A 21,962-nucleotide genomic window follows, 5' to 3' on the forward strand; every position below is an offset into this window, starting at 1 on the left:
CGCATAGCGCCGACGGAGAAGCTCTCTGTCTGTGTCCATCCGTCGACGGCCCTCTCCCTCAGCGGACCGGACCGAGCCGGTACCGTAAACCCGGCCACTGGGGCGCTCGGGGGTGCACGGCACCGGCATGACGCTGGGACTCATCGCAGGACTCGGGATTGTTGTCGCGCTCATCGTCTTGAACGGCGTGTACGTGGCAGGCGAGTTCTGCTTGCTCGCCGTGGACACCTCGCAGGTCGACGTTCTGGCCGGCCAAGGTCAGCTACGAGCCCGCGGCGTACGGTCGCTGCTGCGGCGGCTCAACTTCCATCTCGCCGGCGCCCAGCTCGGCATCACGCTCACGTCGCTGGTGCTCGGCATCATCGCCGAAGACACCGTGGGCCGGCTGATCGAATGGGCGCTGGGCGGCTGGGGCTCCTCGCTGGCATCGGCCGGAGTCGTCGCCGTGGTGGCGATCGCGCTCGCCGCAGCCTTCCAGATGGTGTTCGGTGAGCTGCTCCCGAAGAACCTGGCCGTGTCGCGGCCGCTGGGAACTGCTCTGTCGCTGGCACCGGTGCTGCGCCTCTACGGCACCATCGCCGCGCCCCTCACGCTGCTGTTCAACGGCATCGCCAACGCCACTGTGCGCGGGCTCGGCCTCGAGCCCACCGAAGAGCTCCGCATCGTGCGTACCCGCGACGAACTGGAGTACGTGGTGCGTTCCTCACGCCAGCGGACGCTCAGCGAGAGCCAGGCCGATCTGCTGGTGCGAACGCTGCGCCTGGGTCGCAAGGACGCCGCCGATGCGCTGACGCCCCGCACGTCGATATCGGCCGTGAGCGCGGCAGCGACGCTGGGGGAGCTGGTGGAACTGGCGCGCACCAGCGGGCATTCGCGTTTCCCGGTGCTCGGCGCAAGCTCTGACGACGTGCTCGGAATTGCGGAAGTCCGCGATGTATTCAGTATCGATGCCGCCGAGCGCGAAGGCACGCTCGTGGAGGCGATTATGCGGCCCGTCGTAGCGGTGGCCGAGAGCCGCAAACTCGACGGCGTTCTCGCCGATATGGCAGCTGCGGACTGCCGGCTGTGCGTGGTGGTGGACGAGCACGGCGGCACCGCCGGGATTCTCACCCGGGAGGACATTGCCGAGGAACTCGTGGGCGACATCGCCGACGAGTTCGACGAGCCCGCTGTGCTTACCTTCCGCCGGCCGGGCCAGCCGGTGACACTTGCCGGCACGGCCACGCTCGACGAGGTGGAGGAGGCAGCAGGCGTGACGGTGCCGCCAGGGCCCTACGAGACGCTGGCGGGCTTCGTGCTGGAACGTCTGGGCGAGATCCCCTCGGTGGGAGCAGCTGCCACGTGGAACGGCTGGCATCTCGAGGTCACGCAGACCGATGGGCTCCGTGTGGCCGAAGTACGCATCAGCCCCCCTGAGGTGGCCGAAGAAGGCGACATTGATGCGGGGGGCGACGCGTCATGACCACGCTGGCCATCGCGGTGGGTCTGGTGCTCATCGTGTTCAACGGCGCCTTCGTCGCCATCGAGTTCGGCCTCATCGGCGCGAAGCGCGCCGTGGTGGACGGCGCCGCAGCAACCGGCAAGCGATCGGCCCTGGCAGCGCAGCGCATGCAATCCGATGTGCTGACCACGCTCGGGGGAGCGCAGTTGGGCATCACCCTGTGCTCCCTGGCGGTCGGCCGCCTGACCGAGCCGGCCATCGCCAGGCTCATCGAGCAGGCAGTGCACGGGATCGTCGAGATCCCCGACGCTGTGCTGCATACCATCGGCTTCGGCATCGGGCTGGGCATCGTGACCGTGCTGCACATGGTGTTCGGCGAGATGGTGCCCAAGAATCTGGCGCTCATCGGGCCCGAGCGCACCCTGCTGGTGCTGGCTCGGCCCATGGCCACTTACCTGTACGTCGCCCGCCCCATCGCCCGGGCGTTGCAATGGGTGGCGAATGGCATGACCCGGATGCTGCGTGTCGAGCCGACCTCGGAACTGGCCGATGTGGCAACCCCGGCCGAGCTGACGCTCATGGCGCGCGACTCGCTGGCCGAAGGCCACATTGCGCCTACCGACGTGGCTCTGCTCGAACGGGCGATGCGCTTCGAAGCCACCACCATCAGCCAGGTCATGGCACCTGCCGGGGAAGTCGCCGCGGTGCGGCTCGCCGACGGGATCGCCACAGTCGAGCAGCGGTTCGCTCGGACGGGCCACTCGCGGCTGGTCGTGGTGGGCAGCGGTCCCGACGATGTGCGGGGAATGCTGCACAGCAACGATTTGGCAGCGTTCGCCGAGCGTGGCGCCGCGGATCTGGCCGAGGCGGACCGGATGATCGCTGCGACCCATCCCGCGGGCCGCGGCCTCGTGCGCCGGATGCTCCAGTTCGGCCCCGACGTGGCGCTCGATGAGGCGCTGCGCCGTATGCAGCGCGCCCGCGTTCACCTGGCCGTCGTCACCGATGCGCAGAGGCGCACGGTCGGGGTCGTTGCGCTGGATGATCTGCTGCGCAGCCTGATCGGCGACCCTGACGCCAGTGTTCACGAGTAGACGCAGATGGGCGAATCTGCAACTCGCTAGTAGGGCTCCATCTGCTCTGGCACGAGCACGAACTCCGGATGCGACTCGATGCCGAGTTCGCCGACATCCTGCCCGATGTACTCGACCTCGGGGCTCACCCGCACGCCAGTAATCACATCGACGACCTTCCATACGATGTACGAGGCGGTGAACACGAACGCGACGACCGACGCCACACCGATGAGCTGCGTGGTCAACTCGGCGTCGGTTGCGATCGCAGCCGCAAGCGTGCCCCAGGCACCGGCAATCAGGTGCACAGGGATCGCTCCGACCACATCGTCAAGCTTCAGCCGCTCCAACAGCCACGTCGCCACCGTGCACAGCACACCGGCAATCGCGCCGAGGACCACTGCCCACCAGTGTTCGACGAACACAGGTCCCGCGGTGATGGAAACCAGTCCGGCGAGAGCGCCGTTGAGGCTGGGCGCGAGGCCGAGCCGCCCGAATATGGGCCGGGAGATGAGCACAGCAGCGAGCAGGCCGCCCGCCGCAGCGAGGTTCGTGTTGACCAGGATGGCGCTCATCGCCAGTGCGTCCTGCGGAGTGGAGAGCGATCCCTGCGAGCCGGCGTTGAACCCGAACCATCCGAGCCACAGGATCAGCACGCCGAGCGTGACCACCAGCACATTGGAGGGCGGCGTTGCCTTGACCGTGCCGTCGGGGCGGAACTTGCCCCGACGGGGACCGGCCACGATCACCCCGGCGAGCGCTGCGCTGCCGCCTACGACGTGAACCACGGTGCCGCCGGCGAAGTCTTGAAAGCCCATCTCCTGCAGCCAGCCGCCGCCCCAGATCCACGCGCCGGCGATGGGGTAGATGAAGGCCGTGAGCACGAAGGTGAACAGCCAGAACACCCACAGCCTGACTCGCTCCAGGATGGCGCCAGAGACAATCGACGCTGCCGTGGCAACGAACAGCATCTGGAACAGCCACTCCGACATGGTGGCGTGCCGCTGGGTCACGATCTCGCCGATGCGGTCGGTCGCACCGTCGAGCACCGCGATCTCCGCGTCGAGCGGCCCGTGAAGGAACTGCAGCGTGCCGACGATGCCGCCCACGTCGACGTACATGAGGTTGTAGCCCACGAAGAAGAACGAGAGCCCGGCAATGGAGAAGATGCCGACGTTCTTCAGGCAGATCATGGAGGCGTTCTTGGTCCGCACGGTGCCCGCCTCGAGCATCGTGAAACCAGCGCACATCCACATCACCAAGGCGCCCCACACCAGGAACGAGAACGTGTTGAGCACAAACTGGAGATCCAAGAGACCCGCGTCGGCAGACCCCAGAGCAGTGAGAGGCACAGACATGGGCAGACTCAGTCGCGCTGCCACGCGTCGGGCAGGCACAGCACGCAGCGCCGATCCCGACGGCGCAGCGTGGCCGACAAAGCGCGTTCGAGGCTGAGGGCCTGCCGAGCATCTAGCCGCACGACTCCTTCCGGCGATTGCAGCACCAAGGCGTCGTCGACTTTGAGCCGGATGGGCGGGTGGGTCGGGACGCCGAGCGAGTCGTCGTATTCGGGCCTGGATGTCACGGCGAGGTACTTGCGCAGGTCGTCCAGGTGGGAAGACTTGCCGCGGACCAGCGCCGGCGACGGGTGCATGGTGAAGACCATCCACAGTTCGCCGTCACTGCGCGCATACGCCGCGCCGCGCACCGACGGAGGTCGATTGTCGCCGTGAACGAGCCAGTGCCGGAGGCTGGCCAAGGCCGTCGTGGCCTGCGGCGCCTGCTCGTGCGCGCCTTGCAGCAGACCGGCGTAGAGATGGTGAACATCGGCGGGTGTAATCCGATGGATGTCGCGCGAGCCGGGTGTGTAGCCACCCACGGCTGCAAGCCGCTCAAGCTCCGAGTACGTGAACAGGCGCTCCGGACTCTGTCGATGCGCGGCTGGCGTTGGAGCCGGGGGACTGGTGCTGTCGCCACCCGGAGAATTCGCGCTGAAGCCAGTTGAGGGGTCGGCGCGGTAGCCACCGGTGGGACCGGCGCTGTCGTTCATCCGGGGGTTGGCGTTGTTGTCGGTGGGGACGGGGTGTGCCAAAGCCAGCCGGGGCGGTGGTGCTGAAGCCTGCCGGGAGGTCGCGACGTGGGCATCGGGGACTAACGCCATTTGGGGAGAGTCAGGCACGAAGAATCAGCCTAGCAATTGATGGGTCAGACATCTGATGGTCGTATGAACTGATGTCTAATGGTATGAACTGATGTCAAGTGCTGAGCAGACGCCCCATGTGCACGCCGCTGCTTGGTGCTGGATGACAAACGCTGTGCTTGCGGGCCGCCTGGGCCCCGGCTTGGCCACTCGGCGCGGCGCCGACGAAATCCAGCGCGGCGGGCGGGCACGGGAATGGCACACTGCGGTCTGGTGAGGCTTCGCCGCTCGTTGCGAGGCCCGGTGCGGTCGAGGCCCACATCATGACTTGGATCGACAAAGCGCTCGAAAGCTGCTCTTCGCAGGTCGTGATCAATGATTCCAAGACGCCCAGCGGCCGTGCGCATGTCGGTTCGCTGCGTGGCGTGCTGATCCACGACGCGTTGGCCCGGGTGGCCCGAGAGCGCGGTTTGGACGCCACGTTCATGTACGGCTGCGACGACATGGATGCAGTCGACGAGATCCCGCACGGCACCGGCGAGCAGTTCGTGGAGCACCTCGGCAAACCGCTGTGGGCTGCCCCGGCGCCCGAGGGCCTTCGAGGCGATTCGATGGCGGAGGCGTACTTCGGCGAATTCACCGGGAAGTGGTTCGATGCAGCCGATTCGCAGGTCGACGACACTCCGGGGCCGTTCGACACGCTCGGCGTGGAGGCCGAGTTCTACCGCATGAGCGACGTCTACCTGTCCGGCCGGCTCGACGGCGTGATCGACACGTTCCTGCGGGCCGCAGCCGACGCGCGGCAGATCTACCTCAGGCTCAGCGGGGCCGAGCGTTCAGACGACTGGCTACCGTTCCAGCCGATCTGCGAGCGATGCGGTCGCATCGGCACCACCTACGCCTCCGACTACGACGGCAAGACCGTGGCGTACGAGTGCCGGCCCGACCTGGTGACCTGGGCCGAGGGCTGCGGGCACCGCGGCCGCATCAGCCCATTCGGCGGCAACGGCAAGCTGCCGTGGAAGCTGGAGTGGGCCGCCAAGTGGAAGCTCTTCGGCGTCTCGGTCGAGGGTGCCGGCAAGGACCACATGGCTGCCAGCGGGTCACACGAGGTTTCCTCCGCGCTCGCCCGCCAAGTGCTCCGGTGCCCGGTGCCCGTGGCCGTGCCATACGAGTTCTTCACGCTCGGCGGCGCCAAGATGAGCTCGTCGCGGGGCATCGGCATGACCTCGTCAGACTTGGTCGAGATGCTGCCGCCCGAGCTGCTGCGCTATCTCGTGCTGCGAACCCAGCCACGGCGCTCCATCAATTTCGACCTCGACGTGCCCAGTCTCACCAAGGCATTTGTGGAGTATGAGCGGCTCTGGCGATCCGCGGCCGATGGCAACGCCAGCGAGAAACCGCAGCAGGACTTCCTCGTCTCGCAGGCTCAGTCACGCGGCTCAGCTCTGACCGCGCCCACCATTGACACTCGATTCGATGTCGTGCTGAGTGTCACCCAGCAGCCGCATATGGATCTTTTCGGCTATGCAAATTCGCGTCACGGCGAATTGTCGGAAGCTGATGCTGATTGGCTCGCTCGTAAGGAGAGGACAGCGAGAGAGTTCACTCGCGTCCGTCCCGATCTCGCTGACAAATTCAGATTGCTCGACTTCACCGAGGCAGCGGAGCAGCGCAGCAAACTGGACGAACGCCAACGCGACTTCCTCGAAAGGTTCGCGCAACGCCTGAACGAGCTCCCCGCATGGGAGGCCCGCGACATTCAGGACACCGTCTTCGATTCGGCGCGAGACGTCGGCATCGACCCGAGCACCGATGCGCCGGTCGTATTCGAAGCGCTGTACAAGGTGATTTTCGGCTCGGAGACCGGCCCGCGCGCAGGCAGCCTTCTGGAATTCCTGGGCAAGCACGAGACCTTGACCCGGCTCGGCTAGTCAGCACTCGTCAGACAGCGGCCGCGCAATTCGATGGCCGCCGTACGCGGGTGGGGTTAGAGTGGCGCTTGGTCCCCGCAACCGTGTGGATCGACGAGAAGGAAGTGCCCCGGACGGGACTCGAACCCGTAACCATTGCCTTGGCACGACAACGCTCTTTCCATTTGAGCTACCGGGGCCAGCCGGTCACTCGCTAGTTGGGTGACCGGCTCTTCTCACCCTACGGCGTTGTCGCTGAAACGCACGAAAGTTAATTTCGTGTTCTTTTGTCATGTTTCATTTACAGGGAAGACCGGCCACGAAATGCGGCAATATTCGGCGCTTCGGGCCTACGTGGGCGTGCGGCGTCAGGCGCCCATGGCGTGATAGCCGCCGTCGACGTGCACGATCTCGCCGGTGGTGCCGCCGAACCAGTCCGACATCAGTGCGAGGGTGCTGCGGGCCACCGCCTCGCTGTCGGTGATATCCCAGCCGAGCGGCGCTCGCTGCGTCCATGCGTCTTCGAATTCGGCGAAACCGGGGATCGACTTGGCAGCCATGGTGCGGATGGGTCCCGCCGAGATCAGGTTCACCCGGATGCCCTGCGGTCCGAGCGACTTGGCCAGATAGCGCGCTGCTGATTCGAAGGCCGCCTTGGCCACGCCCATCCAGTCGTAGACCGGCCAGGCCACGCTGGCATCGAAGGTGAGCCCGACCACTGAGCCCTTCGCTTCGGCCAGCAACGGCGCCATCGGCGACGTCAGCGAAGCGAGGCTGTAGGCGGAGATGTTCAGCGCCGTGGCGACATCCTCCCAGGGGGCGTGGAGGAAATTGCCTCCCAGGCAGCTCGCGGGCGCGAAGCCGATGGCATGCAACAGGCCGTCCAGTCGGCCCCAGCGCTGCTCCAGATCGGCTCGCACAGCCTCGATCTCGTCGGGCAGAGTGACGTCGCACGGCAGCACATCGGGCGGATCGGGCAGCCGCCGGGCCGCTCGCTCGGTGAGCCGGATGCCTCGGCCGGCGCCGGTCAGCACCACCTCGGCGCCCTGTTCCTGCGCCAGGCGGGCCACGTTGAATGCCAGCGAGGCATCGGTCAGCACGCCGGTGATGAGGAACTTCTTGCCTTCCACGATTCCGCTGCCTGCCATCTGCCCGCCTCCGCCTGGGGTTCTTGCGCTGCTGCTGGCAGCACCGTTCACCGCCGGACGCTACCGCCGCCTTGCGGGCTGTCCCGGACTCCGCGGCGCGTCCGATCGATGCATCTGGCAGGGCGGCAGCACTGCGCTGCGGGCGCGTACCGACCAGCTCGCGGCCAACCTTCGGACGACATGCCTGCGCCCACGCACCGCTCGCGGCGCCAGCGTGCAAGCCGGTCATATTGCTGCGGGGCGCGCTCGGCCGTACCGTGAGCGCCGTGCCAGCAGATGCAACCCCGAACGGATCCGCTGACGGGGTCGCAGCAGCGAATCCCGCAAGCAGCGCCGAGCCCACCCGGATCGGCATCATCGGCGGCACCGGGCCGGCTGGCGCCGCATTGGCCGCCCGGCTGGCCGACATCGGCTGCGAGATCACGCTGGGCTCGCGTTCGAAGTACCGGTCGATGGAGGTGGTGGACAACATCGTGGATCGGTGGCCCGACCGCCGCCTGCGTATCCATCCCGGCGCCAACAGCCTCGCTGCTGCCGAGCCCACGGTGGTGATCGCAACGCCCTGGGATGCAGCGGCCATTACCGCGCGGGACGTGGCCGAGCACCTGCGCGGCAAGGTGGTGGCAACCATGTCCAATGCGCTGGCCCGCGTCGACGACGAGTTCGTGCCGCTCATCCCGCCGAGAGGCTCAGTGGCTGCGTCGGTTCAGGCCACCCTGCCTGAGTCGCGGGTTGCGGCTGCCCTCCAGCACGTGCCCGCGACCGAGCTCGGCAATCTCGACGAGCCGGTGCACGGCGACATCCTTATCTGCAGCGACCATCGCGAGGCCACGTGGCACATCGCCGAGATCGTGGATCGCATGCCCGGCGCACGGGCGCTCGACTGCGGCAACCTGTCCAACGCCACCGCCATCGAAGCGTTCACTGCTGTGCTGATGCAGCTCAACACCCGGTACCGCACCCGGGTCGCACTCCGCCTCGTGGGTCTGGATCACGTGCCGATCAGCGTGCTGGGCGGCGGGCCGAGCGGTGCCGACGTGGCCCGACCGGCCGCTGAGACCGTCCCCGACTGATCCGGCCCGGCTGATCCGATGAGCCGGGCTCTGCGAGCAGAGCAATGAAGCTGTACGAAACCCAGCGGCGAGCTGTCGTGTCGCTCGACGCGCAGCCGGGGAGCATCGTGCGGATGTACGTGTGCGGCATCACGCCCTATGACGCCACCCACGTCGGTCACGCTGCGACGTTCCTGGCCTATGACGTGCTCCAGCGCCGGCTGCGCGATCTGGGATGCCACACCCGCTGCGTGCGCAACATCACCGATGTCGACGACGACCTGCTGGCACGGGCGCGGGCCATGGGCGTGCACTACCTCGACTTGGCAGCGGGATCGCTGGCCGCATTCGACTCGGACATGGCGGCACTGGGCCTGTTGCCCGCCGACGCCGAGCCCCGAGCGACATCGGCGATCACTGACATCCGGCGACTGATCGGGCGTCTGCTCCGCAGCGGCCATGCCTATCGCATCAGCGAGAACGTGTACTTCGACATCTCGGCGGCGCAGAGCTTCGGCGAGCTGAGCGGCCTCGATACCGCCGAGATGGTGGAGCTGGCGCGCAGCCGCGGAGGCCGGCCCGACGACCCCGACAAACGCAACCCGCTCGATTTCGTGCTCTGGCAGCGTTCGGCGCCTGGCGAGCCCGAATGGTCTTCCGCGTGGGGCCTCGGCCGGCCGGGATGGCACGTGGAGTGCTCGGCTCTGGCGCTGGAGCATCTCGGCGAAACGGTTGATGTACACGGAGGGGGCAGCGACCTGGTATTCCCGCATCACGAGTGCTCGCGGGCGCAATCGGAGGCGGCAACCGGGCGGCCGTTCGTGCGCCACTGGATGCACACGTCGATGGTGCGGCACCACGGCGCCAAGATGTCCAAGTCGGCGGGCAACCTGGCGTTCGTGGCTGACCTGCGGGAGTGCTGGGAGCCCATGGCGGTGCGTTTGGCGCTGCTGGGCGCGCACTACCGGGCAGATTGGGACTGGTCCCCCGAGCTGGTTGCCGACGCAGCCCGCCGTCTCGAACGCTGGCGGGCCGCGGGCCGCGGCGACGGTGCGCTGGCACGGGTGCGAGCACGTCTCGACGATGATCTCGACACACCGGGTGCCCTCGCCGAAATCGACGCTGCCGCCGATGACGGCGAGCCGGTCAGCGACGCAGCGGCCCTGCTGGGCGTGGCGCTCTAGGCTTTTGGATAGGAGGACCGGCCCGCTGTGTCGCTTGGCAGAGCCAGCGGGCCAGTCGCTCCGGCACCCTACGTTCCGGGTTGCAGTCGACTGCTCTCCATTTCGCTGCGCTGGCGAGAGCGCAGCAGGACCGGTCTCAGAGCGCCGGTAGCGTTGGCCGCGATGGCCGAGCCAGACGAACTTGGCGAGGTACGCGACGAGCTTCCGGAGGATCTGGACCGAGGATTTGTCGGCGCGTACAAGTTCCCCGACAATTCGCGGCGCAAGATCACCGGCGCACTGTGTTTTGCGCTAGGCGTCTGGGCCGCCACAGCAGCGCTCGCATTGGGCAGCGATGCGGTGCTGCTCAACACCGGAGTGGTCACCGGTGGCGTGCTCCTCGCTCTCGCCGGGATCTACCAGTTCGCCGCTGGACGCCAGTTCGCGGTCAACGAGAACGAGGCGCTGGTAGCCGCCGTTGCTGACGTGGGATTCGCTGTGGGCCACGCCAGTGCCCAGCTCGGCTGGCGCGGCTGGATGAGCCGCCCGACATGGCGGGTGCTCGTCTATTCGGCCGAGGATCCGCCTGAGCAGCGGGGCTTGGTGTTGGTGGATGCCCTCAATGGCGCTGTGCTGGAGAAGTGGATCGAAGACAATCCGGAGACCTGGATCGAGACGGCATCAGCACTTGCCGCCGACGATGGCGCCGAGGCCGATACCGAGACAAGTGCGACGGTGGCACCCGGCGACGGGGGCTGACGATGTTCGACGGCAAGTTCCGCAAGGGCGTCGACAGTGTCACGGCTCCGATCGGGCGGGGCCTTGCGGCGATCGGCCTGAGCGCAGATGTGCTCACGGGGCTCGGCCTCGTCATGTCGGCCGCCAGCGCCATCGCCATCGGCGCTGGCCGGCTCGTGCTGGGCACTGTGCTGCTGGTGATCACCGCGCTCTCAGACCTCCTTGACGGGCCGGTGGCGGCAGCCCGGGGCACGTCGTCAAGCAGGGGCGCTTTCTTCGACTCGACGGCAGACCGGGTCACCGACGGCCTGCTGCTCGGCGGTATCGCGTGGTATCTCGCCGGTGAGCACGGCGCGCAGTGGGCGGTGCTGCCGATGGCAGTGCTCGGTGTCAGCGCAGTGATCTCCTATGAGCGAGCCAAGGCCGAGCTGCTGGGCTTCGAGGCCAAGGGCGGGCTGATGGAGCGTGCCGAGCGGACGGTGGTGCTCGCTGTCGCGGTTGCCTTCGAAGTACTGCTCATTCCGCTGCTCTGGGTGCTGCTGGCGCTGTCTGTGGTGACTGCGGTGATGCGCTTTGTGAAGGTGTGGCGCCAGGCCAGCGCACGCATGTCGCAGTGAACGCGGTGCCACTTCGAGGGCGCGTGCGCGATCTCGCTCGCCGCCTGCGAGGGCGGGACAGGGCTCGCCGCCTGGGAGGGCGGGACAGGGCTCGCCGCCTGGGAGGGCGGGACAGGGCTCGCCGCCTGGGAGGGCGGGACAGGGCCATAGTGCTGGGGTACCAGGTGGGGGCGTCAGCCGCCCGGCTGGCTCCGCTGTGGCTCACCGAGCACGTGGCCGAGCTGGCCGGACCGGTACTCGCCCGGCTGATGCCTGCCAAAGCAGCCATGGTCCGGCGGCATCAGGCCCGCGCGCAGCGCTGGGTCGCTGACCGTGCCGGGAACCCAGAGACCGGCCGAGCATCGACCCCGCCGGCATCGGCCCCCGAGTCGGCCGCCGACTCCGCAGGCAGCCTTCACCGGGCCACAGCGGCTGCGTTCAGCTCCTATGCCCGCTACTGGCTCGAATCGTTTCGCTTGCCCGCGCTGAGCGAGCTCACCTTGGACCGGGGCATCGACGTGCCGGCCTATCACCACGTGGAGCAAGCCCTCGAACGTGGCAACGGCGTCATCTTGGCCCTCCCGCACTTGGGCGGTTGGGAGTGGGCCGGGTTCTGGATGGCGACGGTCAATCGACTGCCGATCACCGTGGTGGTGGAACCGCTCGATCCGCCGGAGCTGTTCGAGTGGTTCGCCGACTTCCGTGAGCGATTGGGCATGCGAGTGGTGCCGCTGGGGCCGAACGCCGGACGCGAGGTGCTCGGCGCGCTGCGACGCAACGAGATCGTCTGCCTGCTGTGCGACCGTGACCTCACCAGCGACGGCATCGAGGTGAACTTCGGAGATGAGCGAACGACCCTGCCGGCGGGTCCGGCAATGCTGGCGTTGCGATCAGGCGCCGCGCTGCTGCCGACCGCGGTGTACTTCCGCCCCCGCGGCAGGCACCTGGGTACGGTTCGGCCGCCCATCGATGTCTCGCGGCACGGCCGCCTGCGCGACGATGTGGCCGCCGTCACGCAGCGGCTCGCCGACGAGCTGGTCACGCTGATTGCCGCAGAACCGCACCAGTGGCACCTCTTCGGCCCCAACTGGCCGTCAGATCGAGCCGCCGGCGCCAGCGACGCGGCCGAGGCGCCATAGCAGCGAGCCTCGATCGGGCTTGTTGCGGCGTCTGTGCCGCGCCTAGCGTCGCGTCCGACAGTGAGTATTCCCGCGTAGATCGTCGGCGATGTTCGCCCGATCTGATGCGCCCATCTGATGCAACCGCCCCTTCGACAGTGAGGAACGGCTGAGTGAGAATCGGGATCATCTCGCCGTATAGCCTGACCAGCGCCGGCGGCGTCCAGGTGCAGGTGCTGGGTCTGGCCCGTGCGCTGGCCGCGAACGGTCACGACACCAGGGTGCTAGCGCCCTGTGACGGCGCTCCGCCCCAGACCGGCGTGACGCCGCTCGGCGCAAGCATCCCCACGTTCGCGAACGGGTCGGTCGCCCCGATCGCGCCCGACTTCGCTTGCACGCTGCGGACCGTGCGGGCACTGCGCGATGAGGAGTTCGACGTTCTGCACCTGCATGAACCGCTGTGTCCCGGGCCCACGCAGACGGCGCTGTTCCTGCGCTCTGCGCCGATTGTGGGCACGTGGCATGCAGCGGGCGGCAGCCTCGCCTATCTCGTGCCGGGAACGCGGTGGCTGGCGTCTCGGATCGACATTCGGGCCGCAGTCTCGGCTGATGCCGCCGAGATGGCGCGCAACGGCGTCGGCGGCGATTACGAACTCGTCTTCAACGGCGTCGAGCTCGACCACTTCGACGAAGCGGTTCCTAAGCGCAACGAAGCGCCCACCATTGCCTACATCGGTCGCCACGAGCCGCGCAAGGGCCTCACGGTGCTGCTTGAGGCCATGTCACGGCTGCCCGAAGGCGTCCGGCTGTGGGTGATGTCGCGCGGCCCGCAGACCGAGGAGTTGCAGCGCAAGTACCAGCGCGACACGCGCATCGAATGGCTGGGCCGGGTCAGCGAGGCCGAGAAGCTGGCGCGCATCAAAGGCGCCGACGTGCTGTGCGTGCCTTCGCTGCATGGCGAGAGTTTCGGCGTGGTGCTGCTGGAGGCGATGGCGGCGCGCACGCCGGTGGTCGCGAGCGACCTGCCCGGTTATCGCAACGTCGTCGGCGTCGGCGACGAAGCCGTGCTCGTGGCCCCCGGCGACTCGAAGGCGCTCGCGAAGGCGCTCATCGGCGTGCTCACGCGTCCCGACCGGGCGGCCGATCTGGTCGCAGCGGGCCGTCAGCGCGCCGAGCAATTCTCGATGGCCCGCTTGGCAGACATCTACGCCGACATGTACGAGCGCGCCATCGCCCAACGCGCCTCCGCCCAAGGCTGAGCTGCCAGCGAACTGGTGGCTCGGCGAGCGTGATCGTCAACGTACGCGACACATCGGCGTGGTGCGGGTGAGCGGGGCCGGTTGAATGCTGCGGGTGGACCCGCTGTTCGCCATCTATCGCGGTCGAGCCGACAAGCTGCTGGCGGAGTTCTGGGCTGTGCATCTGGTTGCGGCGGCGATCGTCGGCGTGCTGGTGGCGCTGTTCACCGGGGTCGGCTGGTGGGCGCTGCCGATCGCGCTTCCGGCGGCGTGCGCGCTCGCAGCCGTCGAGCTGGCGGTGGGGGAGCGGCGCTTGCACCGCGCGCTCATCGGGGCCGGCTTGGGGCCGAGCGACGCGGGCAGCCAGCCCCGCCTGGAGAACGTCGTCAACGGAGTCTGCCTGCTCGTGGGCGTTCCGGTGCCAGCGCTCGCTGTCGCTCCGAGGTCGGCCGCGAACGCGACGGTGTTCGGCCGGCGGCCAGATCGCTCCACCCTCGTGGTCACCCAGGGCTTGCTCGACGCGTTGAATCGCATCGAGCTGGAGGCCGTCGTGGCGCGGTTGCTCACGCAGATTCGTGACGGTCGGGCTGCCTACCTGACCACCGCCGTGACCACCGTGGGGCTTCCGGCGCTGCTGTGGCCGGCGCTGTGGCCACTGGTGCAGGCTCGCACCGAGCGCGAGGCCAGCACCGGCAGCGATTTCGACGACGATGCCGAAGCCGTACGACTGACCCGCTACCCGCCCGGTCTCGCCGATGCGCTCGAGACGATGTCGGCAGCTGGCGTTCGCACGGATGCACCGCGGGTGACCTGGCCGCTGTGGCTGGCTGATCCGAGGGCCGATTCCAGCATTGCTCCGGACAGCCTGCCTGACTACCGGGCCGACCTCGAGACACGAGTTGCCGTACTGCGCGAATTCTGACCAGCACCTCTGGGGCAGCACTGGGGCCGTTCCCTACACTGAGCGCATGAATTCAGGTGACGGAGCGTCTCATCTGGTCGGAACGGTGCGAGTCAAGCGCGGGCTTGCCGACATGCTCCGGGGCGGCGTCATCATGGATGTCGTCACGCCCGAGCAGGCCAAGATTGCGGAGGACGCCGGGGCGGTTGCTGTCATGGCGCTCGAACGCGTGCCGGCCGACATTCGCCGTGACGGCGGTGTGGCCCGCATGAGCGATCCGGCGATGATCGAAGGCATCCAGGCAGCCGTGACGATTCCGGTCATGGCCAAGGCCCGGATCGGCCACTTCGGCGAGGCCCAGGTGCTGGAATCCCTCGATGTCGATTACATCGACGAATCCGAGGTGCTGACCCCTGCGGACGAGGCGCATCACATCGACAAGTGGGCGTTCACCGTCCCGTTCGTCTGCGGCGCCACGAACCTCGGCGAGGCGCTGCGGCGTATCTCTGAGGGTGCCTGCATGATTCGCTCCAAGGGCGAGGCCGGCACCGGCAACATCGTCGAGGCCGTGCGTCACCTGAGGGCCATCACAGGCGACATCCGCAAGATCACCCAGGCCGATGCCGCCGAGCTGTTCGACTGGGCGAAGCAGCTGCAGTCGCCGCTCGGCCTGGTGCAGGAGATCGCCGAGACCGGACGCCTGCCGGTGCCCCTGTTCTGCGCCGGCGGCATCGCGACACCGGCCGACGCATCACTGGTGATGCAACTCGGCGCCGAGGCAGTGTTCGTGGGCTCGGGCATCTTCAAGAGCGAAGACCCTGGGCCGAGGGCCGAGGCGATCGTCGAGGCCACCACCCACTACCGCGATCCATCGGTGGTGGCCAAGGTCAGCCGAGGTCTCGGCAGCGCCATGCCGGGTCTTGAGATGGAAGGCCTCGAAACCAAGCTCGCCGACCGCGGCTGGTAAGCGCTGGATCGCAGCGCCACGGTGACCGCGAGCGACAGCCAGCCGCTGATCGGTGTTGTAGCGCTGCAGGGAGCTGCAGCCGAGCATGTTGCCGCCTTCAGGCGCGCCGGGGCCAGAGCAGTCGAAGTCCGAGTGCCTGCAGATCTCGACGGCGTCGATGCTGTGGCGCTCCCGGGCGGGGAATCGACCACGATGTCGCACCTGCTCCGCACGAGCGGGCTGTTCGATGAGCTGTCTGAACGCCTGGCCGGCGGCATGCCGGCGTTCGGCACCTGCGCGGGCATGATCCTGCTCGCCGTCGATGTGCTCGACGGCCGTCCGGATCAACGCTGCTTCGGCGCCATCGACATCTCGGTGCGTCGCAATGCATTCGGCCGTCAAGTCGCCAGCTTCGAGGCGGAGCTCACCACCGACGGCCTCGACGAGCCGTTCAAGGCGGTGTTCATTCGAGCACCGTGGGTGGAGCGCGCAGGCGACAGCGTCGAGGTGCTCGCAGAGATCAGGCCCGCGTCAAACTCGTCGACCGACGGCGTTCCGTCGTCGGTTCCGGTGCTGTGCCGGTCGGGACCGATCCTGGTGTCGAGCTTCCACCCGGAGCTGACGGCGGACGACCGTATTCACCAGATCTTCCTGGACATGGTCGGCGCATCCATGGCCCGCTGAGCTGCCGAGCGCGGCTCACTGCTGCCGCGGGCCGAACGCCTTGAAGATCCACTCCGTCACGGTGTGCCACGTGTCTTCTGGGGGCCGAACGCCTTGAAGATCCACTCCGTCACGGTGTGCCACGTCCCCCCCCCCCCCTCTATCTGCTCCAACGCGTGGGCGCCGAGGCCGAGGGCTTGGCAGAAGCACACGATCGAATCCGTCGGAAGTCCCGGGTCGATCAGGCCGTCTTGCTTGGCCTCTTCGACGATTGCTGCGAGGGCCTCGGTGTCGAAGAGACGGAGGTGAGGATCGCTGCCTGCGAGCCGTCCCGATTCGCGCAGGCTTGAGTTCGTCTCAGGCGCAGCACTGTCGGTGCCGAAGGTCGCGTCATACAGCCGCTGTTCGATGTCCCCGAGTTCGCTGCGGCCGTTCCCGGAGCTGCCATCTGAACGGTCGGAGTTCGAAGTCTGAGACACAACCGTCGAATCATAGTCATGATTACTGGTTCGTGACCGTATTGCCAACATGGAATGAACAGCTCACAGATATGAAACAGTCAATGCTCCGTATGGCCGACTGCAGACGTGAGCCCGCAGCCCACGCCGATCAATCATCGGGTTGGCGATCGGCCTCCGACGGTGCCCAACTGCTCACCATGCGTGCGATCAGCTCGTCCCACTGCTCGGCGTCCTCGCTGGTGATGCGATCCTCCGACACCGAGAGCGCGAGCAGCGTGCCGATGCTGAGGGCTTGGCAGCACAGCACGACGAGCTCCGTGCTCAGAGACTCGTCGAAGATCCCCGCCGCCTTGCCTTCGTTCACCAGCTTGGACAGGGCGTCGGCCTCGGCGTCGACGGCTTGCGCGATGCCAGCCCTCATCGCTGCATCGCGCCTGGCCAGCACGTACGCCTCCACGAACAGGCCGCTCGTATCGTGGTCGGCAGACCGCAGCTGATCCGCACTGAGCGTGGCAGCAATCGGGTCCGACTGCTGCTGGGCCGTGCTGTCGCCCGTCAGGCGCTGCGACATCAGATGGTTGACAGCAGCAAGAAAGAGCTCGTGCTTGCCCCGCCAGCGGGCATAGATGGAACCAGTCGTCAGGCCGCTGCGGCGAGTGATATCGAGGACTTTGGCGGCCTCGAAACCGTGTTCGCTGAACTCGGCCACGGCCGCGTCCAGCAGACGCCGGGCGATGTCGGCGGAGCGACGGGCCCTCTTGCCTCCGTCAGACGTGTCAATGTCATGCGGCTTCGTCAAGGTGAACAACCAACGGGGAGTCTGCGGCCATGAGCAGCGTAGTGCCGCTGCTCCGTTGGTTGTGGTCGCGGCGCGGCGTCCGGCTGGCGCAGCGCCCGACGAATGGCTTGTTTGGTGAGCCGCCGTGCGGCCATACCGGCTGCGGACGGTAAATCCATGAAATCACATGTAATTATTTGTTATATACTCAGAGAAAGAACAGAGGCTCCGGCAAGTCGAGGTATAGGCTGATGTCAACAGCAACCACCGAAGGCGGTTACGTGCCACTTGGTTACGTGCAAGACACCAATCAGGCGCTGTTCGATCTCAAGGTTGACATGGCGCGCGTCGAGGACAGCGTCTTGTCCACCATCCGCACGGAGATTCGTGGTGCGGAGCGCAGGCTGACCGAACGCTTGGACGGCCATGACGCCCGGTTCGACAGTCATGACGCCCGGTTCGACGCTCTTGAGGCTCGGCTGGACGGCCATGACGCCCGGTTCGACAGTCATGACGCCCGGTTCGACGCTCTTGAGGCTCGGCTGGACGGCCATGACGCCCGGTTCGACAGTCATGACGCTCGGTTCGACGCTCTTGAGGCTCGGCTGGACGGTCATGACGCTCGGTTCGACGCTCTTGAGACACGCATGGACGGTCTCGAGACCCGCATGGACCGTCTCGAGACCCGGATGGATGCTCTTGAGACCCGGATGGAACGGGTGGAGTCAAAGCTCGATCTGGTGCTGGAGCAGCTCGCAGCCCGAGGGTAGGCATCTGCTGCAGCATCCGATCTCGCCGGCGCTGCTGGGCTACGTGAGCGACCCCGCAGCAGTCGAGATCACGGCGCGGGTGCCGTCCTCGTCACTACCCGTGCTTCCTGCACCGCTATGCCGATCGAGTCGGTTTCTGAGTAGGCGAAGTAGAGATTCGCGTTGGCGGTTTGACATATCACGCGTACATCTTGACTCGGGCACAGGTGGATGTACGGCTTTCTGCCGCGGTACAAGGCTTCCCGCGCTTCGGCTGGCTCCGTAGGCCAATCCAAGAGTTGCAAGCGGTTCTCATCATTGAGTGTGAAACCGGCGTCTTCGAGTGTGTCGACGCCCAGCTTCCGCAAGTCTTCCCGAATGCAATCGACGTCCCGGACGCGTTGCTCCTGTGAGGCATCTTGATCGCAGACATCATCGGGCGGATCTGCAACATTGTCTGTGAGCCATTGGTTGGCAGCATCCCGCTGCGGGATTGAAATCCACTTTCTGACCTCCTGGTTATGGTTGATTGTCCATCGCCTCAACTGCCATGCGAGTTGCCCCGTCAATTTGAAGAATCCGGCACGCTGAGGAACCCACCTGCACCACCACTGCTGACTGTCATCGGCTTGGTTGCAGGCCACTTCCTGACGCTGCCCTGCTTGTGCCCGCAGTTCTCGTTCGCTCCTGATCTCGTCATCGGTGGCGGTTTCCGTGATGTAGTTGAACCCCCGTGCTCGGATATAGGCCTCCCTGATATCAGGGCGCTTATCCCAACTGTCCCACTGTTGCACGGCGCGCTTACCGAACAGACGGACGATCTCCTGGTAATCAATATCGGGCAGGAGTTCGCTCACCGTCAACTGAGTGATAGGTGTCTTCTCCAAGAAACACCCGCCTCCGGACTCGCCAATGGTCTTGTACACCCATTCAGAGTTAGACCTCGGAGCCTTCAGCAGGTCGGGCAGCTTGCCCACGAGCAGCTGCGGCGTATTGGAGTAGACCATTGCTTCTATACCGTCGAACAGTTCCAGTCCGCTGAAGCGACCGTCCTTGGTCGCTCCCCAGAACGTGAAGTATTTGTAGCTGACTGCTTCGATGGGAGCGCCCGCAAAGGTGACGACCACGGGAGAGTTGACGAGGGCGCCCGACCCTGAAGCTGCCGTCGATTCAAGTGCGCCTATGTCCGGCTCGCCACAGAATGGATCTTGCTTATCCAGCGCCGCTAGACAGCGGGGAAGCTGATCGAGCGGGACGTTTTTGTCCCGATGGTTGCTGCACTCGGGCTCCGCGTTCAAAGTGACGTTGTCGATTGACATCCCGCGCCGCATCGCCACGTCCAAGGGCCCGCGAATCTTCTCTTCGTCATCCAGTGCTTGCTGGCATCCAGGATGATCCTCGATACGGGGGTTCTTGGTTTCCCGATACGACTTGCATCTGTCATCCGTGGCCAACGCAATGCTGTCTATCGGTGGCCGTGACAATTCCGGCGGGCAGACATTCGAGCCCTGCGTACTGCCCGCATCCGAAGGTTGCACTGGCTCGAATGGCAGGATCGTGCAGGGGCGACAGCCCTCCCGCTGGAAAGCCGCTACGGCCTGCTGGACTGCGTCTGCCGCGCCGCCGTCATTGCGTTGGCTTGCCTCGCCCTGTCGTGCCTGCAGCACATGGCAGCGGATGGTCTTCGCCACTGCGCTGCATCCGCCGCTGTTGCTGGCTCGCTTGATGCACACGGCCTGCCCGCTGGGGCAGTCTGCCGCTGGAGAGGCGCCATGGCAGCGCAGATCGAGCCACGACCGGCTATAGGAGCACCAGTGGTCGTTATTCGAGATGTCCGTCAATTCGCGAGCGTTGCCCCTCGTGTCGTAGCCCCTGCAGGGGAACGACGCTGGGTCCGGCATGTAATCGGTGCCGACGTATGTCTCGCAGTCGGAGATCGCGAACTGTGGCGCTGCAGTGCTGCAAGCCGGGTGGCCGCCAGAGTCCCGTTCCTGTCCGTCGCGGTAACAGGCATTGAACTGGTTCAGAGGGCGCAGCGGCGGAGAGCAACTCCAGTGCCGCCGTTGGTACTGACGACATAGCGGTCGGTCGGCGTTGGCTTCTTCGATCGGGTTGTTGCCCAGAAGCTGGTTCTCGTCGGCGCCTTGAACGCCATCGCTGTCTGAAGTGTCGCGGCCGCTGCCGGGCGCTAGACGATGCATTCCGCTCGGGCACTTGCCCGGAACAATGGCCCTGCAGACTTGGACGCTGCCGCCCTCATGATTGCGGGTCTCTACCTTGTAGGCAAAGGTCGTCGACTGCACGGCGTACCGAGCCGTGCACAGTGGATACAGAGAATGGTTGCTCTGCGGCACGACATGTTCGCAGAGTTCGGGGAACTCCTCGGAGGGCACCGTGTAGTGCACCGGTTGACCGGGTTCCTGCAGCGGCGACCGCGGGCATGCGGGCATCGTCCATACACAGCGTGACGGGTCGTCGGGATCGGGTGTCCATACTTCGGGAGTGCCGTCGGGGACGCTCGGGCAATCAGCGGGTGTGCCGCACACGACACCTGCTGCGGTGCCACCGCCGTCGCTGCCCTCGCCGTCGGGCGATTGTGGTTGGGCGCACTCGTCTCCCGGCGCCTGGGTCGGGGTTTCTTCTGGCGTCTCGCCGTCATTGTTTTGCGCCGGGGGTCCGACCTCGCCTCCCGGTGGCCCGTTCTCGGGGCCGTTGTTGTCCGGCGGCGGATTCTGGTCGCCTCCGCCTCCGTCATCGTCGAGTTCCTGGGCATGGGCGGGCGGTGTGCCGAGTTGGGGGGTGGCTTCTGGCAGCAGCGGTTCCCACGGTGACAGCACGAGGGCGAAGGCCAGGATGATGCCGAGGAGTGCTTTGGCGGTGCTGCTGGCGAGGGGGCATCTGCTGGGGCTACGGCGGGCGTGTGCTGGGGGGCGGGTCATGGGCGCCAGTCCTGGGGGCACTCGTGGGGGCTGTCGGGGGCTTGCAGCGAGCAGATGTGCTCGGCGGTTGTCACGATCCGGGTCGGCACCCAGGCCTGCCCCTCGGCGATCCATGCGGCTACGTGGTCGTCCCATTCCCACGCCCAAGCGTCTAGGGCGGAGCAGTCGGCGACGGAGCGGTGCTGTGCTTGCGCGACCCGGTAGGAGACATCGACCACCCGGTCTTCGATGCCCACTGAGACCTGCAACAGGAAGGCGCCCACGCTGGCGCCGTCCGGGTCATCTGCACTGGCTGAATTGCACGCCACAGCGAGCACCGCTGAAGGGCTGGAAGCCAAGATCGTGACCTCGGCCGGATAGCCGCTGGGCTGGCTCGGTTGGCTCTGCTCGATCTGTGCGGCGAGCTGGGTCAGGGCCTCGGCGCGTGCTGGGTCGACTGCGCCGACGGCTATGCAGAGCTGTGCGAGCGGTGTGGGGCTGGCGAGCGCACGCGACACGAGGTGCTCGTAGCGCATCACGGCGAGCGCGGCCATGATGCGTGCGTCGCCGTAGAGCGAGATGTCGGCGTCGGTCACGGGCCGGGCGATGCCGTCGAGCTCCCATGCGCTGCCGCAGGCGTCGGGCGGGAAGGCGCCGTCGAAGTCCGACGTCCAGATCGGGAAGTAGCGGGCTCTGAGCGCGCCCAGCGGCGTCGCAGGGCGGGCATCTGGGTCGAGCGGCGGCAACTGCTCGGCCACCGGCGGCAGCACCTCTACCATCGGGCCGCGCCGCTCGGCCACGGCGCTCGCCATCTCAGCGCCGTCCCCGGGCGGCAGGCCGTCGAGCGCCGAGCCCGCAGTGCAGCCGGCCGCCACGGCCGCCAGTGCCAGCCCCAGCGCGAGAACCGGCGGGCGGCATGGCTTCAC

At 66.9% G+C, this 21,962-nt stretch carries 20 protein-coding genes and 1 tRNA gene; 13 read left to right on the forward strand and 8 right to left on the reverse strand.

Going from position 1 to position 21,962, the window contains the following annotated elements:
- Positions 1-112 precede the first annotated feature (112 nt).
- Entirely contained in the window at positions 113-1,462 is a 1,350-nt protein-coding gene (locus tag ACOGXD_RS11365; protein ID WP_419915163.1) for a hemolysin family protein, read from the forward strand.
- Positions 1,459-2,535, forward strand: coding sequence for a hemolysin family protein (locus ACOGXD_RS11370; protein ID WP_419915164.1), 1,077 nt, complete (start codon positions 1,459-1,461; stop codon positions 2,533-2,535). Before ACOGXD_RS11365 ends, ACOGXD_RS11370 begins: the two co-directional genes overlap by 4 nt.
- 26 nt (positions 2,536-2,561) lie before the next feature.
- Here ACOGXD_RS11370 and ACOGXD_RS11375 read toward each other — a convergent pair whose 3' ends face one another.
- Together ACOGXD_RS11375 and ACOGXD_RS11380 are read right to left on the reverse strand one after the other, a co-directional pair.
- Complete coding sequence (locus tag ACOGXD_RS11375; RefSeq protein WP_419915165.1) at positions 2,562-3,827, reverse strand: ammonium transporter; 1,266 nt, start codon at positions 3,825-3,827, stop codon at positions 2,562-2,564.
- 53 nt (positions 3,828-3,880) lie between these two features.
- Positions 3,881-4,393, reverse strand: a complete 513-nt coding sequence (locus ACOGXD_RS11380; RefSeq protein ID WP_419915166.1) for a hypothetical protein — start codon at positions 4,391-4,393, stop codon at positions 3,881-3,883.
- Positions 4,394-4,977: 584 nt separating this feature from the next.
- Between ACOGXD_RS11380 and lysS the strand changes: the two genes are divergently transcribed.
- Positions 4,978-6,588 (forward strand): lysine--tRNA ligase, encoded by a 1,611-nt coding sequence (lysS, locus tag ACOGXD_RS11385; protein ID WP_419915167.1) that lies wholly within the window; start codon positions 4,978-4,980, stop codon positions 6,586-6,588.
- Positions 6,589-6,693: 105 nt separating this feature from the next.
- Here the strand turns inward: lysS and ACOGXD_RS11390 are convergent.
- Positions 6,694-6,767: transfer RNA gene (locus ACOGXD_RS11390), tRNA-Gly, on the reverse strand.
- A gap of 168 nt (positions 6,768-6,935) precedes the next feature.
- The gene (gene fabI / locus ACOGXD_RS11395; RefSeq protein ID WP_419915168.1) at positions 6,936-7,715 is read right to left on the reverse strand and encodes an enoyl-ACP reductase FabI; all 780 of its coding nucleotides are present in this window, start codon (positions 7,713-7,715) and stop codon (positions 6,936-6,938) included.
- A gap of 266 nt (positions 7,716-7,981) precedes the next feature.
- Here fabI and npdG point away from each other — a divergent pair, with 266 nt between their 5' ends.
- The 9 genes from npdG (at position 7,982) to pdxT (ending at position 16,151) form a co-directional block, all read left to right on the forward strand.
- Complete coding sequence (gene npdG / locus ACOGXD_RS11400; protein WP_419915169.1) at positions 7,982-8,788, forward strand: NADPH-dependent F420 reductase; 807 nt, start codon at positions 7,982-7,984, stop codon at positions 8,786-8,788.
- Between the two features lie 44 nt (positions 8,789-8,832).
- Positions 8,833-9,951 (forward strand): cysteine--tRNA ligase, encoded by a 1,119-nt coding sequence (locus ACOGXD_RS11405; RefSeq protein ID WP_419915170.1) that lies wholly within the window; start codon positions 8,833-8,835, stop codon positions 9,949-9,951.
- 162 nt (positions 9,952-10,113) lie between these two features.
- Positions 10,114-10,689, forward strand: coding sequence for a hypothetical protein (locus ACOGXD_RS11410; protein ID WP_419915171.1), 576 nt, complete (start codon positions 10,114-10,116; stop codon positions 10,687-10,689).
- 2 nt (positions 10,690-10,691) lie between these two features.
- The gene (locus ACOGXD_RS11415; RefSeq protein WP_323672988.1) at positions 10,692-11,285 is read left to right on the forward strand and encodes a CDP-alcohol phosphatidyltransferase family protein; all 594 of its coding nucleotides are present in this window, start codon (positions 10,692-10,694) and stop codon (positions 11,283-11,285) included.
- Positions 11,286-11,449: 164 nt separating this feature from the next.
- Complete coding sequence (locus ACOGXD_RS11420; protein WP_419915172.1) at positions 11,450-12,403, forward strand: phosphatidylinositol mannoside acyltransferase; 954 nt, start codon at positions 11,450-11,452, stop codon at positions 12,401-12,403.
- A 152-nt stretch (positions 12,404-12,555) separates the two neighbouring features.
- Positions 12,556-13,641, forward strand: coding sequence for a glycosyltransferase family 4 protein (locus ACOGXD_RS11425; protein WP_419853977.1), 1,086 nt, complete (start codon positions 12,556-12,558; stop codon positions 13,639-13,641).
- A gap of 85 nt (positions 13,642-13,726) precedes the next feature.
- The gene (locus ACOGXD_RS11430) at positions 13,727-14,542 is read left to right on the forward strand and encodes a hypothetical protein (RefSeq protein ID WP_419915173.1); all 816 of its coding nucleotides are present in this window, start codon (positions 13,727-13,729) and stop codon (positions 14,540-14,542) included.
- 46 nt (positions 14,543-14,588) lie between these two features.
- A complete protein-coding gene (gene pdxS / locus ACOGXD_RS11435) occupies positions 14,589-15,488 on the forward strand; it encodes a pyridoxal 5'-phosphate synthase lyase subunit PdxS (RefSeq protein ID WP_419853975.1) in 900 nt (299 codons plus the stop codon).
- 21 nt (positions 15,489-15,509) lie between these two features.
- Positions 15,510-16,151 (forward strand): pyridoxal 5'-phosphate synthase glutaminase subunit PdxT, encoded by a 642-nt coding sequence (gene pdxT, locus ACOGXD_RS11440; RefSeq protein WP_419915174.1) that lies wholly within the window; start codon positions 15,510-15,512, stop codon positions 16,149-16,151.
- A 56-nt stretch (positions 16,152-16,207) separates the two neighbouring features.
- Here pdxT and ACOGXD_RS11445 read toward each other — a convergent pair whose 3' ends face one another.
- Both ACOGXD_RS11445 and ACOGXD_RS11450 read right to left on the reverse strand, forming a co-directional pair.
- A complete protein-coding gene (locus ACOGXD_RS11445) occupies positions 16,208-16,609 on the reverse strand; it encodes a hypothetical protein (protein WP_419915175.1) in 402 nt (133 codons plus the stop codon).
- A gap of 130 nt (positions 16,610-16,739) precedes the next feature.
- Positions 16,740-17,390: a TetR/AcrR family transcriptional regulator gene (locus ACOGXD_RS11450; protein ID WP_419915176.1), complete on the reverse strand. Its 651-nt coding sequence runs from the start codon at positions 17,388-17,390 to the stop codon at positions 16,740-16,742.
- 230 nt (positions 17,391-17,620) lie between these two features.
- Here ACOGXD_RS11450 and ACOGXD_RS11455 point away from each other — a divergent pair, with 230 nt between their 5' ends.
- Complete coding sequence (locus tag ACOGXD_RS11455) at positions 17,621-18,139, forward strand: hypothetical protein (RefSeq protein WP_419915177.1); 519 nt, start codon at positions 17,621-17,623, stop codon at positions 18,137-18,139.
- A 68-nt stretch (positions 18,140-18,207) separates the two neighbouring features.
- On the opposite strand, the gene ACOGXD_RS11460 is transcribed toward ACOGXD_RS11455, so the two are convergent.
- Positions 18,208-20,955: a hypothetical protein gene (locus ACOGXD_RS11460; RefSeq protein ID WP_419915178.1), complete on the reverse strand. Its 2,748-nt coding sequence runs from the start codon at positions 20,953-20,955 to the stop codon at positions 18,208-18,210.
- Positions 20,956-21,053: 98 nt separating this feature from the next.
- Positions 21,054-21,962, reverse strand: coding sequence for a hypothetical protein (locus ACOGXD_RS11465; protein ID WP_419915179.1), 909 nt, complete (start codon positions 21,960-21,962; stop codon positions 21,054-21,056).

This window comes from Candidatus Poriferisodalis sp. (assembly GCF_965204125.1).
In the GTDB taxonomy this organism is placed as follows: domain Bacteria; phylum Actinomycetota; class Acidimicrobiia; order Acidimicrobiales; family Poriferisodalaceae; genus Poriferisodalis.